Genomic DNA, 14,837 nt, shown 5'->3' on the forward strand with positions numbered 1-14,837 from the left:
TCCGGGCCGCCTAGGAGAAGACCGCGGCGGGAACCGGGGCGTCCTCCGAGACGTCGAAGTCCGCACCCAGGCCCTCGAGCTTGTCCTGGAAGCGCTCGTAGCCGCGGTTGATGAGCTCGATACCGGTGACGCGCGAGACGCCGTCGGCCGCGAGGGCCGCGATGAGGTGGCTGAAGCCGCCGCGCAGGTCGGGGATGTCGATGTCCGCGCCGCGCAGCTGCGTGGGCCCGGAGATGACGGCGGAGTGGAGGAAGTTGCGCTGCCCGAAACGGCACGGGACGCTGCCCAGGCACTCGCGGTGCAGCTGGATGTTGGCGCCCATGCGGATCAGCGCCTCGGTGAAGCCGAAACGCTGCTCGTAGACCGTCTCGTGCACTATCGACACGCCGGACGCCTGCGTCAGGGCCACGACGAGGGGCTGCTGCCAGTCGGTCATGAAGCCGGGGTGCACGTCGGTCTCCAGCACCAGCGGCTTCAGCGCCCCTCCCGGGTGGTAGAAGCGGATGCCGTCGTCGTCCACGTCGAAGGCACCGCCGATCTTCCGGTAGGTGTTGAGGAACGCGGTGAGGTCGAGCTGGCGTGCGCCCTCCACGTAGATGTCGCCCTTCGTGACCAGCGCTGCGGATGCCCAGGATGCCGTCTCGTTGCGGTCGGAGATGGCCTTGTGGTTGTACCCGGTCAGCTCCGCGACGCCCTCGATCCGGATGACGCGGTCGGTCTGCACTGTGATGATCGCGCCCATCTTCTGCAGCACGGCGATGAGGTCCATGATCTCGGGCTCGACGGCGGCACCGGAGAGTTCGGTGATGCCCTCTGCGCGGATGGCCGTGAGCAGCACCTGCTCCGTCGCGCCGACGCTCGGGTACGGAAGGGTGAGCTTCGCCCCGTGGAGGCCCTTGGGCGCGGAGATGGAGATGCCGCCGGGGCGCTTGTCGACGACGGCGCCGAAGTTGCGGAGGACCTCGAGGTGGTAGTCGATCGGGCGGTCGCCGATCTTGCAGCCGCCGAGGTCGGGGATGAAGGCCTCGCCGATGCTGTGCATGAGGGGCCCGCAGAAGAGGATGGGGATACGCGAGTCGCCGGCGTGGGCGTCGATGTCCTTGGACATCGCCATCTTCGCGTTGACCGGGTCCATGGTGAGGTCGCCCGTCACCGGGTCCTTGGTCACCGTCACGCCGTGCAGCTGCAGGAGGCTCGTGACGACGTCGACGTCCTTGATCTCCGGGACATTGCGCAGGATGGACGGCGTGTTGCCCAGGAGGGAGGCGACCATCGCCTTCGGCACCAGGTTCTTCGCACCGCGGACGGAGACTTTGCCGGTCAGCGGGATGCCGCCGCGGATGGTCAGAACGCTACCCATGAATACCTATTTTCCTCATACGTTTAACCCCCGCGGACTCGAAAATGCTCGTTCCAAGCATAGGAGCACCGCGCGGCAGACAGAAATACAAGGGTACGACGTGCACTCCCTGTTGCTGAGGAAGAACCGGTGCGGGTGGGTCGTCATTCCTTCCGGGCCCGGATTGGGACGTGAGACGCGTTACACCCGCGCCGCGCCCGGATGCGCGGACCCGCGCAGGGTCAGGTGCGCGCGGGCAGCGTGGTGGGCTTCCAGGACGGCCTGCCGGCCTCGAACGCCGTGATGTGCTCCTCCTGGCGGAGGGTCAGGCCGATGTCGTCGAGGCCCTCCAGCAGGCGCCACCGCGTGTAGTCGTCGATCTGGAAGGGCGCGCTCACCGGCCCGCACTGGACGCTGCGGGACGCGAGGTCCACCGTCACCGTGGCGCCCGGCTCGTTCTCGAGGATCTTCCAGATGAGCTCGATGTCGTCCTGCGCCACCTGCGCCGCCACGAGTCCCTGCTTGCCCGAGTTGCCGCGGAAGATGTCCGCGAACCTCGAGGACAGCACGGCCCGGAAGCCGTAGTCCTTCAGTGCCCAGACGGCGTGTTCGCGGGACGACCCGGTGCCGAAATCGGGGCCTGCGACGAGCACGGTGCCGCGGGAGTAGGGCTCGCGGTTGAGGATGAAGTCCTCCTCCTTGCGCCAGCCGGCGAACAGCGCGTCCTCGAACCCGGTGCGCGTGATGCGCTTCAGGTACACGGCGGGGATGATCTGATCGGTGTCGATGTTGCTCTGGCGCAGCGGGACGCCGATGCCGGTGTGCGTGGTGATCTTCTCCATGGCGGGCTCCTAGGCGGCGGGGACGGTGGAGGCAGGGGCGGCGTGCGCGCCCGTGCCGGGCTGCGGGGCGAGGTCCGACGGCGAACTCAGGGTGCCGCGCACGGCGGTGGCGGCCGCGACGACGGGCGAGACCAGGTGTGTGCGCCCGCCCTTGCCCTGGCGTCCCTCGAAGTTCCGGTTCGACGTCGACGCGCACCGCTCCCCCGGAGCGAGCTGGTCGGGGTTCATGCCGAGGCACATGGAGCAGCCGGCGAACCGCCACTCGGCACCGAAGTCCTTGAACACGCGGTCCAGCCCCTCGGCCTCGGCCTGCAGGCGCACGCGCGCCGACCCCGGGACCACCATCATCCGCACGGCGGGATCCTTCTGGCGTCCCCGGATGATGTCGGCGGCGATGCGGAGGTCCTCGATGCGGCTGTTGGTGCAGGAGCCGAGGAAGACGGTGTCCACCCGGATGTCCTTCATGGGCGTGCCCGGCTCGAGGGCCATGTAGTCCAGCGCCCGGCTGCAGGCCGCCTTGTCGTTCTCGTCGGCGAAGTCGTCGGGCGAGGGCACGGCCTGGGAGAGCGAGACACCCTGGCCGGGGTTCGTGCCCCACGTGACGAACGGCTCGAGCTCGTTCGCGTCGAGGAACACCTCGGCGTCGAAGACCGCGTCGTCGTCGGTGCGCAGTTCCCGCCAGTCGGCGACGGCGGCGTCCCAGTCCGCGCCCTCGGGAGCGTGGGGGCGGCCCTTGAGGTACTCGAAGGTCGTCTCGTCCGGGGCCACCATGCCCGCGCGCGCCCCTGCCTCGATGGACATGTTGCAGATGGTCATGCGCGCTTCCATGGACAGGGCGCGGATGGCCGAGCCCCGGTACTCCAGAACGTAGCCCTGCCCGCCTCCGGTGCCGATCTTGGCGATGACCGCGAGGATGATGTCCTTGGACGTGACGCCGGGCTTCAGGGTCCCCTCGACGGTGATGCCCATGGTCCGGAACGGCTTCAGCGAGAGCGTCTGGGTGGCCATGACGTGCTCCACCTCGGAGGTCCCGATCCCCATCGCGAGCGCGCCGAAGGCCCCATGGGTCGAGGTGTGGGAGTCGCCGCAGACGACGGTCAGGCCGGGCTGCGTGAGCCCGAGCTGCGGTCCCACCACGTGGACGATGCCCTGCTCGGCGTCACCCAGCGAGTGCAGGCGGACGCCGAACTCGCGGCAGTTGGCGCGGAGGGTCTCGATCTGCGTGCGGCTGGTGAGGTCGGCGATCGGCTTGTCGATGTCCAGCGTGGGCGTGTTGTGGTCCTCGGTGGCGATCGTCAGGTCGGGCCGGCGGAGCGGTCGCCCGGCGAGGCGGAGACCCTCGAACGCCTGCGGCGAGGTCACCTCGTGGACCAGGTGCAGGTCGATGTAGAGGAGATCGGGCTGCGCCTCCGCGCCGACGACGTCGCCCTTGCGGACCACGTGCGCGTCCCAGACCTTCTCTGCCAGTGTCTTGCCCATGGCGACCGTCCTTCTCTGTTCCGGCGGACCGGGCCCGGTGGGGCTCGGCAGGACCAATGGCTGCTACTCAACCAGCGCCCGGCGACGAGAGCCAGCCCGACGGGTTGCGTCTCAGATAATGAGACGGCAGTATCAACCTATGGACAATTCTAGCGGCGTCGGCGTGATCGACAAGGCCGCACTCGTGCTCGACGCCCTCGAGGCCGGCCCCACCACGCTGGCCCAGCTCGTCGCATCGACCGGCCTGGCGCGGCCCACGGTCCACCGCCTCGCCCTGGCCCTCGCCCATCACCGCCTCGTGGGCCGGGACATCCAGGGGCGCTTCGTCCTCGGCAGCAGGCTCGTCGAGCTCGCGTCCGCGGCCGGTGAGGACCGCCTGATCGCCGCCGCGGGTCCCGTGCTCCTCGGTCTGCGTGATGCGACGGGCGAAAGCGCCCAGCTGTTCCGCCGGCAGGGCGACTGGCGCGTGTGCGTCGCCTCCGCCGAGCGGCCCGTGGGGCTGCGCGACACCATCCCCGTCGGTACCCAGCTGTCCATGAAGGCCGGTTCGGCAGCCCAGTGCCTGCTCGCGTGGGAGGACCACGACCGCCTCCTCATGGGACTGCAGAACGCGCGGTTCACCCCGACCGTCCTGGCCGGGGTGCGACGGCGCGGATGGGCGCAGAGCCTCGGTGAGCGCGAGGCCGGCGTGGCGTCGGTCTCCGCGCCGGTGCGGGGCCCGTCCGGGCGCGTCATCGCGGCCGTTTCGATCTCCGGCCCGATGGAACGCCTCACCCGGCAGCCGGGCCGCATCCACGCGGAGGTCGTCTCCGACGCGGCACGCCAGCTGACGCTCGCCGTCGGATCAGCGGCCGACTGACGTGCCGGAGGGCCCCTTCACCGACGCGCCGATGCGCCGGTACGCCGTCTTCCTGCGCGGGGTCAATGTCGGCGGGGTGACGGTCCGGACGGCCGGGCTGCGCGAGCTGCTCGCGGAGCTTCCCGTGAGCGACGTCGCGACGGCGCTCGCCAGCGGCAACGTCACGTGTTCCTCCGCCCTGGAACCCGCCGCGCTGAAGGTCCGCGTCGAGGAGGCGCTGAGCGCCCGCTTCGGCTACACCGCCTGGGTGATCGTCGTCGGAGACGCCGAGCTCGGTGCGATCAGCGACTCCGTCCCGCCACCGCCCGACGGCGCCAGCGTCCACACCTACGTCACGCTGTTCGCCGGGACCGCCGAACTCGCCGCATTCCTCGAGGACGCACGGAGCGTGGACCTGCACCCGGCCGTGCTCGCCGGCGGCACCGCCATCGGGTGGTTCTCCCCGAAGGGGCGGTCCACCGAGGTGCCCCTCGCCCGGCTCCTCGCCCGGGCCCGGTACGCGGCGACGTCCACCACCCGGAACATCAACACCCTGGCCAAGGTCCTGCGCCTGCTCGCCTGAAGCACGGCCGGCCGGAGACCGCTCCGGGTTGGTAGTGTTCGAGCACGCCCCCAGGACCAGCCGAAGGACCCGGAGACCCTATGCGCCTCATCGCCCAGGATTGCTACCAGCTCGAACAGCAGAGGGGTTCGCACGGTTTCGTGGTGGCCGGTGCCGGTCGCACGGCGGTCGTCGACCCAGGCATGTCCTCCGGGTTCGACGGCGTGGTCGCCGAGCTCCGCGCCTTCGAGGCGTCGACGGGCCCGGTCACCGACATCGTCCTCACGCACTACGACGTCGACCACGCCCAGGCGGCGCAGCGACTCCAGGAGACCCTCGGGGCGACCGTGTGGATCGGCGCCGCCGATGCCGACATCCTTCGCGGCCGCACGAGGCCGCGGACCCTGTTCCGCAGGGCGCTGCAGCGCATGGTCCGGGTGGCGCTTCCCGACGGCGCGCAGGAACTCACCGGTTCCGGCGAGATCTTCCCGGGCCTCGCATACTTCCCGACACCCGGACACACGCCCGGTCACTACGCCTACCAGTGGCGCGGTGTGCTCTTCACCGGAGATGCCGCCAGGGTCGCCGCGGACGGCAGCGTCGGCGACTTCCCGGCGATCTTCATCAACGACCGGCCGAGGGCGGCGGGCAGCGTCCGGCTGCTCGCCGAGCGCATCGGCGCGGGCTCCGTGGACTGGGTCTGCTCGGGCCACAGCGACGTCGCCAGGGTCACCCGAAGCGACGCCTGACGCCGCCGCAGGTCCGGCGCGACCGGGGCGGCCGGGGCGGCCGTCGTCGGGTTCCCGCGCCGGAGCAGCCTCCTGCCGGGACCGCGGTCAGGCGACGCGCCGCACGTCGAGGACGGCGGCACGGAACCGGTTGCACCGGTCCACCTCGTCCTCGACGGGAACGACGGCGACCTCCTCGGCGGCCTGCGCGCACGCGGCCAGGAGCCGCCGTCGTACCCGCGCGGCGCGCCGCGCAGCACCCCACCGGGCGAGCAGCGCCGCGAGGACACCGAGCAGCACGCCCGCCCCCACGCCGCCGAGGATGAGCAGGGTGGGCACGGGGAAGCCCTCCACGCGCGGGACGTCGATGGCGGGCAGCTGGAGGAAACCGAGCACGGCCAGGACGCCGAGCCAGACGAGCCCTGCGACGAGCGCGACGAGGGCGATCCACTGGAGCACACCGAAGATCCCCCACCACGCGCGCCGTCCGGTCTCGAGGTCCGCCGTGGTGACGGCGGAATCGAGCGCGTCCGTGAGGTCGTCGGCGGTGCCGCGCGAGGCGTCGCGGATGGAGGTGTGCCAGGGCTCGACGACGCCGCGCGCCACCTCGTCGCCGAAGACGCGCAGCACCTGATCCACCCGCGCGCGCTGAGCCGGCTGGCTGAGGGGAAGTGATGAACGCCGCACCTCGGGCACCACGTCCTGCCGTCGCAGGTTCAACCGCCGCAGCGGGTCGGCCCGGAATCTCCCCAGCCAGCGTGTGACGGGCCAGCCCGTGGCCGCGTGCGCATCGCGGCGATACGCCGATCGCACGGCGTCGACCACGACGGGTACGCCGGCTGCCGTGCCCAGCCCCTGCGCGAGCGTGGTCCTCGCCTCGTCCGACGGCGCGGCGACGGGCTGCTCCGCGATGAAGGGCAGGAGCTCGTCCGCGGCCTGCGCGGCGTCGGCCGCGATCCGCCGGGTGGCGGCGGCACGGCCTTCCGCGAGGTCCCTGACCGCCGAGGCGAGCTCGTCCACGCCTCGGCCCGTCAGCGCGGACACCGGGAACACGGCGACGCCCTGCAGGCCTTCGCCCGCGAGGATGCCGGCGAGTGACGCCGTGACGTCGTCGAGGTCCTGCTCCTCGAGCCGGTCCGCCTGGTTCAGTGCCACGAGAGTCACCGCGTCGTGGTTCGCGAGGTCGCGCAAGAACCCGTGGTGGAGCGCGGCGTCGGCGTACTTCTGCGGATCGACGACCCAGAGCAGCACGTCCACCTGCCCCGTGAGCCGCTCCACGATCTCGCGGTGCGCGCCGGCCGTCGAGTCGAAGTCCGGGAGGTCGAGGAGGATCAGTCCGGCCCCGGTGCCGGATGCGGCGACAGGTGCCTCGGGCGACGCCTCGGTCCCCGTGGACGCCGGCCTGCTCCGCCGCCGCCAGCTCAGCAGTCGCCTTCGGACCGCGGGAGCCTCGCCACCGGCCGCAGCGCCGAGCGCCGGGGTGTCCGTGTCCACCTCGGGCGCTACGTGGACCTGCGGATCCGGCGCGTCGCCGATCGGCTGTCCCACGAGGACCGGAGCCGCAGATGGTTCCTGGCCCGTCCCGGTCGGTCCGCCCACGAGCGGAGCGCCCTCGGGCAGCTCGACCCGCTGACGGACCCCGAGCCAGTCGAGCAGCTCGTGGCTCCCCTGCCGTCCCCACACCAGAGCGAGCGGCTCGGAGGTGGTGGGGCGCCGCGCCGCCACCCGCGCGGCTCCGGTGCCGCTCAGGGCGTTCACGAGGGAGGACTTGCCGCTGCCCGTGGGTCCGAAGATCCCGACGACGGTGTGGTCCGCCGACAGCGACCGACGCGTCCCTGCGCGATCCAGGGTCGCGTCCAGGCGCGCCACGGCGTCCTCGGGGAGCCGGTCGCGTCCCAGCTCGCAGGCCGTCTGCAGCCGGTCGAGCGCACCCGTGACGGCCTCGGCGAGCGGCGCCTCCGCCGTCGCTCCACGGTGTCGGCTCATGCGCCGTCCTCGACCGCGGTGCGCTGCCCGGGAGGCAGTGCCGTGCGGAGCCGGCGGGCGAGGACCCGCAGCGTCTCGGCCGGCGTCTGGCGGCTCACGGGCTCCAGGCGGCGGTCGAAGGGTTCCCGTTCCCGCCGGAAGAGGCCCTCCGCGCGGGTGGACAGGTTGTCCCGTGCCGTGGCGGTGAGGCGTCGGACGGCGTCGTCGCCGAAGACCGCCTCGAGGAGTTTCTGCCCCGCGATCGCGGAGGCGCCGGCGATGCCCACCTCGCCGCCGGTGAGTCCGCCCGTGGAGGCGAAGACCACGACCATCAGCGCCACGGCGATGCCGTTGACCCCGAAGGACAGCATGCGCGCCGTGAAGCGCTTGTCGGCGCCCTCGGCCTGGACGAGCTGCAGGAGGTCCTCCTGCCATGCGCGGATCTCGCGTGCCACCTCGTCCGACACCTCCTCGGCCCGCCATGGTGCCAGATCCTCGAGCAGCACCCGGCCCGCCGCGTCGGCTCTCCAGCGCCGGCGCGTGGACTCGTCGGCGCGGGCCGCCTGTTCGACGACGACGGTCTGCAGACCGCTGCCGATCGCGTCGGCCACGGTGGCCGCCGGAGCGGGCCGGCCGGTGAAGAACGCACTGACCCGGTCGCGCGCCCTGCCGATCCTCGACTCGAGCCCGCGCATGAACTCGCCCGTGCCGACGAAGTCCTGCCAGCGGGCGAGCACCTCGCCGCGCAGCAGCCTGCCGTCCTCGGTGGCGGCGAGCACGCTCTGCAGTGCATCACGGTAGGCGCCGTCGACGGCCGCGCGGAGTTCGTCGCCGGCGGCCTGCTCCTGGCCGGCGGCCTCGGCGATCCCGTCGATCCGGTCCGCCAGCGCGCGCATCGCTCCCTGGACGGTACGCCGGGCAATGTCCCGGCGTCCCTCCGCGTCGGCGGCCAGCGCCTGCAGCCAGCGGGTGATCGGCTCGACGACCGCGGCCGGCAGCATGCTTCCGGACCCGAGCGGGAGTTCCGGGATCACGAAGATGGGAGCGTGCCCGAGGTTCTCGGCGGTCAGGAGGGTCAGCAGATCACTCCTGATCTCCTCCTCCACGCCGGGAGGTACGCGATCGAGGACGATCGCGACCAGGACGTCGCGCCGCCCGGCCTCGGCCAGCAGCTTCCACGGCACCGCGTCGGCGTACCTGTTCGCCGTCGTCACGAAGAGCCAGAGGTCCGCCGCCGCGAGGAGCTGGCCGGCGAGCCGCCGGTTCTCGTCGGCGATGGAGTCGACGTCGGGTGCGTCCAGGAGTGCGAGTCCCGACGGCAGCGTGGCCGTGGGGCGCAGCAGCAGCGTGTCCGCGCCCTGCGCCGTCGCCGGGTGCGGGCTCCCGGGGGTCGCAGGGGGCGCCGCTCCGTCGGTCGCCCGCTCGGGCTCATCGCCTGCCAGACGGACACGACCGAGCGAGGGCAGCACCCGGGCGTCGTCGAACCACGCGGCGTCGTCTGGGTGGTGGAGCAGGAGGGGCCGGCGCGTCGTGGGCCGTACGGCGCCCGTGGCCGACACCGGTCGGCCCACGAGGGCGTTGACCAGGGTCGACTTGCCCGCTCCCGTCGAGCCGCCGACGACGGCCACGAGGGGCGCGTCGAGGCTGGCCAGCCGCGGCAGGATGTAGTCGTCGAGCTGTGCGCGGGCGGCGCGGGTCGCAGCGCGCGCGTCCGCCGAGGCAGGCAGGGCCAAGGGGAACGCGAGGTTCTCGAGGGCGCCGTTCACCTCCCGCAGCAGCGGCGGCAGCGCGCGGGCTTCACCGGCCGGGGAGGGTGCGCTCATGGTCCCATCATGCCAGCCGTCCCCCGCCGCCCGGGACGGCAGTGCCGGGCGAACCGACGACGGACCGTTAAAGCAGAACGTCCCGGACATCGTGATGATGTCCGAGACGTTCCAGCTGTGACCCCAGCGGGATTCGAACCCGCGTTACCGCCGTGAGAGGGCAGCGTACTAGGCCGCTATACGATGGGGCCAGTACTTTCCATCCTACTACTTCTTTTTTACTGCTCGTGCCACCCCGTCCGCAAGGACGGCACCGCGCTGGGGTACCAGGACTCGAACCTAGAATGTTGGTACCAGAAACCAGTGTGTTGCCAATTACACCATACCCCAATGGCACTTCCCGAAGGCCCGATCCTAGCTGGGCTCCGGCCGCGTAACCGCTCCGCGCCGAGAAATAACTTTACCGGACGGAGGGCAGGAACTGCAAAACGTCCGCCAGTCCGCCGATGCAGGGCACCTCCGGAGCGGCGGTCGGGACGCCCTCGCGGGCGGACTCCCCCGCATCCTCCGCCACGCCGCTCGAGGGCAGGCCGGCGCCGACCCCTGAGTCCGTCCCGTGCTCCCGGCCGGTCCCCGTGCGGTCGAGCCACACCCCGATCAGTCCGGCCTCCCGGGCGCCCACGGCGTCGATCAGCCGGTTGTCCCCGACGTACAGCGTGCGCGACGGCGTGGCGCCGATGAGGCGGGCGCCCTCGCGGTAGATACCCGGGTCCGGCTTCGCGACCCCCACCGTGTCGATGCCGACGAGCACCCGGATCCGCCGGAGACCGGCCCGGTCGAGCTTCGCCCGCTGGTAGTCGTGCACGTTGTTGCTCACCGCGCCGTAGGGGATCGCCCGCGCGTCGAGCGCATCCAGCAGCGGGACCACGTCGTCGTAGGCGCGGAAGTGCTGCGGCAGCATCTGCTCGTAGGCTCGCACCCACGCCTCCGCGACGCGCCCGAGGAACGGCTCGGGGGTGAAACCGGCCCGCGCGTGGCGGACGCGGTGCACCCGCTGTTCCTCGAAGGTGAGCTCTCCGGCGAGGAACCGGTCGTAGTGCCTCTGCGGGTCGGTGGTGTACAGCGCCTTGTAGCGCACCCAGTCGTCGTCCCCGAGATGGCTGAGGGCCGGGTCCGGGATGGCCTGCAGGGTGTGCCCCATGGCCTGTTCGAGGTCCACGAGGGTGTCGTCGATGTCGAACAGCACACCCTCGACGGCACCACCCCGCGGGGCCGGCGGTCTCGCGTCCGGCGCGGGCACGGTTCAGCCCGCCGTCGCGCGCAGGGCGCGCAGACGCGCCATCGAGGACTCGCGTCCGAGGATCACCATGGACTCGAAGAGCGGGGGCGAGATCCTGCGCCCGGAGATCGCGGTCCGGGCGGGCCCGAACGCGAGTCTCGGCTTCAGACCGATGGTGTCGACGAGCGCCGCCCGGAGTGCGGCCTGCAGCGACTCGGCGTCCCAGCTGTCCACCCCCTGCAGGGCCTCCAGCGTCGCGTCGAGCACCTCGCCGAGGTTCTCCGGCAGGCCCTTCCGGGCGTCGTCGGCGATATCGACCGCGTCGTCGGCCTTGAACAGGAACCCGAGCATCTCCGGGGCCTCGCCGAGCAGGGTGATGCGTTCCTGGATGAGCGGCGCGGCCTCGGCCACGATGCGCAGCTCGTCCTCGGTGGGGGCGTCGCCGATGACGCCGGCCGCGGCGAGGTACGGCAGCAGGCGACTGCGGAAATCCGCGGGATCGAGGAGCCGCACGTGCGTGCCGTTGATCGCCTCCGCCTTCTTCAGATCGAACCGGGCGGGGTTGGCGAGGACGTCGCGCACGTCGAACTTCTCGACGAGCTGCTCCACCGAGAAGATGTCCTCGTCCGCCGAGAGGCTCCACCCGAGCAGCGAGAGGTAGTTGAGCAGGCCCTCCCGGATGAAGCCGCGCTCCCGGTGGAGGAACAGGTTGGATTCGGGATCACGCTTGGACAGCTTCTTGTTGCCCTGGCCCATCACGTACGGCAGGTGTCCGAACAGCGGCATGTACTGAGCGACGCCGATGTCGATCAGCGCCCGGTACAGGGCCACCTGGCGCGGCGTCGAGGACAACAGGTCCTCCCCGCGCAGCACGTGCGTGATGCCCATGAGGGCGTCGTCGACAGGGTTCACGAGCGTGTAGAGCGGCGCCCCGTTGGCACGCACGACGGCGAAGTCCGGAACACTGCCGGCGCGGAAGGTGATGTCCCCGCGCACGAGGTCGGTGAACGTGATGTCCTCGTCCGGCATCCTCAGGCGCAGCACGGCGGGGCGGCCCGCGAACCGGAAGGCGTCCTTCTGCTCCTCGGTCAGGGTGCGGTCGTGATTGTCGTACCCGAGCTTGGGATCACGGCCCGCCGCGCGGTGCCGCTCCTCGACCTCCTCGGGCGTGGAGAACGACTCGTAGAGGTGTCCGGCGGCGACGAGACGGTCGATGACGTCGCGGTAGAGCTCGCCGCGCTGGGACTGGCGGTAGGGCGCATGCGGCCCTCCCACCTCCACGCCCTCGTCCCAGTCGATGCCCAGCCAGGTCATCGCCTCGAGGAGCTGCTGGTAGCTCTCCTCGCTGTCACGGGCGGCGTCGGTGTCCTCGATGCGGAAGACGAGCTTCCCGCCCGTGTGGCGCGCGTACGCCCAGTTGAACAGTGCGGTCCTGATGAGCCCTACGTGCGGGGTGCCGGTCGGGGACGGGCAGAAGCGGACCCGGACGGGCGTGGCATCGGTGACGGTGGGGAGATCTGCGGCAGTAGTCATGATGCTCCCAGTCTAGGTGGGAGCATGCCGGCCGGACGTGCGCCGTCGCGCCCGGTGCGGAGGGCACGACGGCGCGTGCCTCAGCGGCGCGCTGGGTTGGACAGGCGCCCGATGCCCTCGATGTCGACCTCGTAGCGCTGGCCGTCGGTGATCATGCCGACACCGGCCGGCGTCCCGGTGAGGATGATGTCCCCGGGCAGCAGGGTGAACGCCTGCGACACGTAGGCCACGAGTTCGCGGGCGCCCCAGATCATGTCACTCGTGGAGCCGTCCTGGCGGAGGTCGCCGTCGAGGGTCCCGCGGATGGTGAGGTTCTCGGGGTCCAGGTCCGTCTCGATCCACGGGCCGATCGGGCAGGACGTGTCGAAGCCCTTGGCGCGCGCCCACTGGTCGTCCGTCTTCTGTACGTCGCGCGCTGTCAGGTCGTTGGCGCAGGTGTAGCCGAACACCACGTCGTCGACGCGCTCGAGCGGGACGTCCTTGCAGATGCGGCCGATCACCACGGCCAGCTCGGCCTCGTAGGAGACCTGGTCCGAGAAGGACGGCAGCATGATCGGGTCACCCGGACCGATCACGGACGTGTTGGGCTTGAGGAACATCAGCGGTGCGGCCGGCGTCTCACTGCCCATCTCCTGGATGTGGTCGGCGTAGTTCCGGCCCACCCCCACCACCTTGCTGCGCGGGATGACGGGCGCCAGGAGCCGGACGTCCTCGAGCGCGTGGCGGACGCCGGTCAGCTGGACGCCGCCGTAGAACGGGTCGCCGTGGATGACGGCGACCTCCTCACTCCCGGGTGGGCCTTCCACTACGCCGAACTGTGGGTCATCATTTACGACAAAGCGTGCGATTCGCATGTCGCCCAGCCTAGCCTGAGCCGTTCCCCGGGCGTGGACAGGGTTGCCGACTGCAGCGGCGCTTAACGACCTACCGCGGGCACCCTCCCCAGAGGGTGCCCGCGGTGTCAGCCCTGCATCACTTGCTGAGACCCCGCGGCGATCCCTAACGGATCGCCGTGACCTGCCGAGTGTGCTTAACCGGGCCAGTTGTTGACGCGGTCGAGCGAGGAGACGGGCGCGACGACGCCGGCCTTCGCAGGGGCGGCGGTGGCTGCGGCAGCCCCGCCGGTGACCAGCAGGGTGGCGAGCAGGAATGCGGAGGTAAAACGCTTCATGGTGTTTGTCCTTTGGCTCAATCGACAGTCTATTGGAGTCCCGCCTGTACCACGAGCGGTTCAATAATCATCGTAAGCCACACCAGTCACTTTGGTAACACTTTTCCCAAATAATTTCAGACATTTTTCTGCGGGCATGGTCGCAGCTCGGCCGAGGCCGAATAATGGGGGGCGTAGCCCGACCACGCGGAAAGCCGAAGGTGCATATGTCAGACGAGGAAGCCGCCGGCCAGCGGCTGTTGCTCGAGCTTCGAGCGCGAGATGGCTGGAACCAGCGCGATTACGAGGGCGCGCAGCGTCTTGCGGAGGAATTGGCGGCTGCCGCGCTCCAGGCTCGTGACGAACTCGGCTGGTGGCACGCCACTTTTCTCGTCTCTGAGTGTCTGCGCAAGCAGGGCAAGATGCAGGAATCGTGGGTGACCGCCGAGATGCTCGGAAAACATCCCCTGACCGAGGGGTCGAAGGCCCTGCGCGCGAAGGTCTCCACCCTTGCCTCGCTCGCCCTGCAGGGTACCGGGAACCTTGCCCTCGCTGTCGCCGCCGCCCGGCAGGGGGTGGAGGACGCGACGGGCAGCAACGAGGACGTCAGCCTCGAGATCGACGCCCGCCATGCGCTGGTGGCGGCGCTCGCCGACAGCGACCAGCTGGAGGCCGCCTGGCAGGAATGCCTCGTCCTCGTCGACCTGCTCCCCCTTCAACCGGCGAGCAAGTACGTCGGCCAGTCCTACTGGATCATCGGCAACGTGGCATTCCTGCTCGGACGGGTCTCCGAGGGTGTGGAGTACCACCAGCTGGCGGCCGAGAACCTCTCGCCCACCAACGACCTCGACCTGTGGGCGCGTTTCAACCGTGCCTCGGCGTCGCTGCGGCTTGCCGCGGGTGCCGTCGGACCCGAGACCCTCGAGTGCATCGAACGGGCCGAGCTCGCGAGTTCGATCGTCGGCGGGACCGAAAGGGATCGTATGGAACTCAAGCTGACACGTGCTCAATGGCTGGTCCTTACGGGACAGCTCGACGCGGCCGTCGACCAGCTCACCGACATCATCCAGAAGAAGCACCTGCTCGCATCGCATATGGCCGCTCAGGCCCACCTCCTGCTCGGGCAGGCACTGTCAGCGCGCGGCAGTAGAACCGAGGCCCTCGGCAACTTCAGGGTGAGCGAAGACCTGTTCCTCCAGTCCGGCGCACGCGACAGCGCATCGGCCGCGCACGCGCTGATCCGCGGCATCCAGGAGGTACCGGGCTGACAGCCCCCGTGACGATGTCAAGCAAAATCCCCGACCGACGCGCGCGGGCGATGCACCCCAGGCCTCGTGTACGTTGATGAACAGGTCCCGA

Annotated in this window: 14 protein-coding genes and 2 tRNA genes; 4 read left to right on the forward strand and 12 right to left on the reverse strand. The window is 70.9% G+C overall.

Translation table 11 applies throughout. The features are described from left to right. Positions 1-10: 10 nt before the first annotated feature. From murA to leuC, 3 genes are all read right to left on the reverse strand, one after another. Positions 11-1,360 (reverse strand): UDP-N-acetylglucosamine 1-carboxyvinyltransferase, encoded by a 1,350-nt coding sequence (gene murA / locus AC4D2C_RS07785; protein WP_490908678.1) that lies wholly within the window; start codon positions 1,358-1,360, stop codon positions 11-13. A gap of 221 nt (positions 1,361-1,581) precedes the next feature. Then, on the reverse strand, positions 1,582-2,181 hold the full coding sequence (gene leuD, locus AC4D2C_RS07790; protein WP_490913873.1) for a 3-isopropylmalate dehydratase small subunit: 600 nt from the start codon (positions 2,179-2,181) through the stop codon (positions 1,582-1,584). Positions 2,182-2,190: 9 nt separating this feature from the next. Then, positions 2,191-3,660, reverse strand: coding sequence for a 3-isopropylmalate dehydratase large subunit (leuC, locus tag AC4D2C_RS07795; RefSeq protein WP_490913875.1), 1,470 nt, complete (start codon positions 3,658-3,660; stop codon positions 2,191-2,193). A 139-nt stretch (positions 3,661-3,799) separates the two neighbouring features. Here leuC and AC4D2C_RS07800 point away from each other — a divergent pair, with 139 nt between their 5' ends. The 3 genes from AC4D2C_RS07800 (at position 3,800) to AC4D2C_RS07810 (ending at position 5,809) form a co-directional block, all read left to right on the forward strand. Further along, on the forward strand, positions 3,800-4,519 hold the full coding sequence (locus tag AC4D2C_RS07800) for an IclR family transcriptional regulator (protein WP_334210286.1): 720 nt from the start codon (positions 3,800-3,802) through the stop codon (positions 4,517-4,519). A gap of 1 nt (position 4,520) precedes the next feature. Then, on the forward strand, positions 4,521-5,081 hold the full coding sequence (locus AC4D2C_RS07805) for a DUF1697 domain-containing protein (protein ID WP_490913877.1): 561 nt from the start codon (positions 4,521-4,523) through the stop codon (positions 5,079-5,081). A gap of 80 nt (positions 5,082-5,161) precedes the next feature. Continuing rightward, on the forward strand, positions 5,162-5,809 hold the full coding sequence (locus AC4D2C_RS07810) for an MBL fold metallo-hydrolase (RefSeq protein WP_490913879.1): 648 nt from the start codon (positions 5,162-5,164) through the stop codon (positions 5,807-5,809). A gap of 87 nt (positions 5,810-5,896) precedes the next feature. On the opposite strand, the gene AC4D2C_RS07815 is transcribed toward AC4D2C_RS07810, so the two are convergent. From AC4D2C_RS07815 to AC4D2C_RS07855, 9 genes are all read right to left on the reverse strand, one after another. After that, positions 5,897-7,774 (reverse strand): GTPase, encoded by a 1,878-nt coding sequence (locus AC4D2C_RS07815; protein WP_490913881.1) that lies wholly within the window; start codon positions 7,772-7,774, stop codon positions 5,897-5,899. Next, entirely contained in the window at positions 7,771-9,576 is a 1,806-nt protein-coding gene (locus tag AC4D2C_RS07820) for a dynamin family protein (RefSeq protein WP_490913885.1), read from the reverse strand. The genes AC4D2C_RS07815 and AC4D2C_RS07820 overlap by 4 nt, the downstream gene beginning before the upstream one ends. Before the next feature lie 118 nt (positions 9,577-9,694). Next, positions 9,695-9,767 (reverse strand) — tRNA-Glu (locus AC4D2C_RS07825). Positions 9,768-9,834: 67 nt separating this feature from the next. Continuing rightward, a tRNA-Gln gene (locus tag AC4D2C_RS07830) sits at positions 9,835-9,906 on the reverse strand. A gap of 70 nt (positions 9,907-9,976) precedes the next feature. After that, positions 9,977-10,816, reverse strand: a complete 840-nt coding sequence (locus AC4D2C_RS07835) for an HAD family hydrolase (protein ID WP_490913887.1) — start codon at positions 10,814-10,816, stop codon at positions 9,977-9,979. Between the two features lie 3 nt (positions 10,817-10,819). After that, positions 10,820-12,328 carry a glutamate--tRNA ligase gene (gltX, locus tag AC4D2C_RS07840; protein WP_490913890.1) on the reverse strand — a complete coding sequence of 503 codons (1,509 nt, stop codon included), beginning with the start codon at positions 12,326-12,328 and terminating at the stop codon, positions 10,820-10,822. A gap of 80 nt (positions 12,329-12,408) precedes the next feature. Next, positions 12,409-13,182 carry a fumarylacetoacetate hydrolase family protein gene (locus AC4D2C_RS07845; RefSeq protein WP_490913892.1) on the reverse strand — a complete coding sequence of 258 codons (774 nt, stop codon included), beginning with the start codon at positions 13,180-13,182 and terminating at the stop codon, positions 12,409-12,411. Positions 13,183-13,358: 176 nt separating this feature from the next. Continuing rightward, complete coding sequence (locus tag AC4D2C_RS07850; RefSeq protein ID WP_490908665.1) at positions 13,359-13,499, reverse strand: hypothetical protein; 141 nt, start codon at positions 13,497-13,499, stop codon at positions 13,359-13,361. A gap of 209 nt (positions 13,500-13,708) precedes the next feature. Next, the gene (locus tag AC4D2C_RS07855) at positions 13,709-13,858 is read right to left on the reverse strand and encodes a hypothetical protein (protein WP_490913893.1); all 150 of its coding nucleotides are present in this window, start codon (positions 13,856-13,858) and stop codon (positions 13,709-13,711) included. 42 nt (positions 13,859-13,900) lie between these two features. Between AC4D2C_RS07855 and AC4D2C_RS07860 the strand changes: the two genes are divergently transcribed. After that, entirely contained in the window at positions 13,901-14,746 is an 846-nt protein-coding gene (locus AC4D2C_RS07860) for a hypothetical protein (RefSeq protein WP_490913895.1), read from the forward strand. Positions 14,747-14,837 lie beyond the last annotated feature (91 nt).

This window comes from Arthrobacter sp. TJ-240 (genome assembly GCF_058269195.1).

What these genes read in the sequence shown, in the direction of transcription:
- murA (WP_490908678.1), bottom strand. Translation starts at nt 1,360, where the DNA reads ATGGGTAGCGTTCTGACCATCCGCGGCGGCATCCCGCTGACCGGCAAA.
- AC4D2C_RS07860 (WP_490913895.1), top strand. Translation starts at nt 13,901, where the DNA reads ATGCAGGAATCGTGGGTGACCGCCGAGATGCTCGGAAAACATCCCCTG.
- AC4D2C_RS07815 (WP_490913881.1), bottom strand. Translation starts at nt 7,774, where the DNA reads ATGAGCCGACACCGTGGAGCGACGGCGGAGGCGCCGCTCGCCGAGGCC.
- gltX (WP_490913890.1), bottom strand. Translation starts at nt 12,328, where the DNA reads ATGACTACTGCCGCAGATCTCCCCACCGTCACCGATGCCACGCCCGTC.
- AC4D2C_RS07820 (WP_490913885.1), bottom strand. Translation starts at nt 9,576, where the DNA reads ATGAGCGCACCCTCCCCGGCCGGTGAAGCCCGCGCGCTGCCGCCGCTG.
- leuD (WP_490913873.1), bottom strand. Translation starts at nt 2,181, where the DNA reads ATGGAGAAGATCACCACGCACACCGGCATCGGCGTCCCGCTGCGCCAG.
- AC4D2C_RS07845 (WP_490913892.1), bottom strand. Translation starts at nt 13,182, where the DNA reads ATGCGAATCGCACGCTTTGTCGTAAATGATGACCCACAGTTCGGCGTA.
- leuC (WP_490913875.1), bottom strand. Translation starts at nt 3,660, where the DNA reads ATGGGCAAGACACTGGCAGAGAAGGTCTGGGACGCGCACGTGGTCCGC.
- AC4D2C_RS07810 (WP_490913879.1), top strand. Translation starts at nt 5,162, where the DNA reads ATGCGCCTCATCGCCCAGGATTGCTACCAGCTCGAACAGCAGAGGGGT.
- AC4D2C_RS07850 (WP_490908665.1), bottom strand. Translation starts at nt 13,499, where the DNA reads ATGAAGCGTTTTACCTCCGCATTCCTGCTCGCCACCCTGCTGGTCACC.
- AC4D2C_RS07800 (WP_334210286.1), top strand. Translation starts at nt 3,800, where the DNA reads ATGGACAATTCTAGCGGCGTCGGCGTGATCGACAAGGCCGCACTCGTG.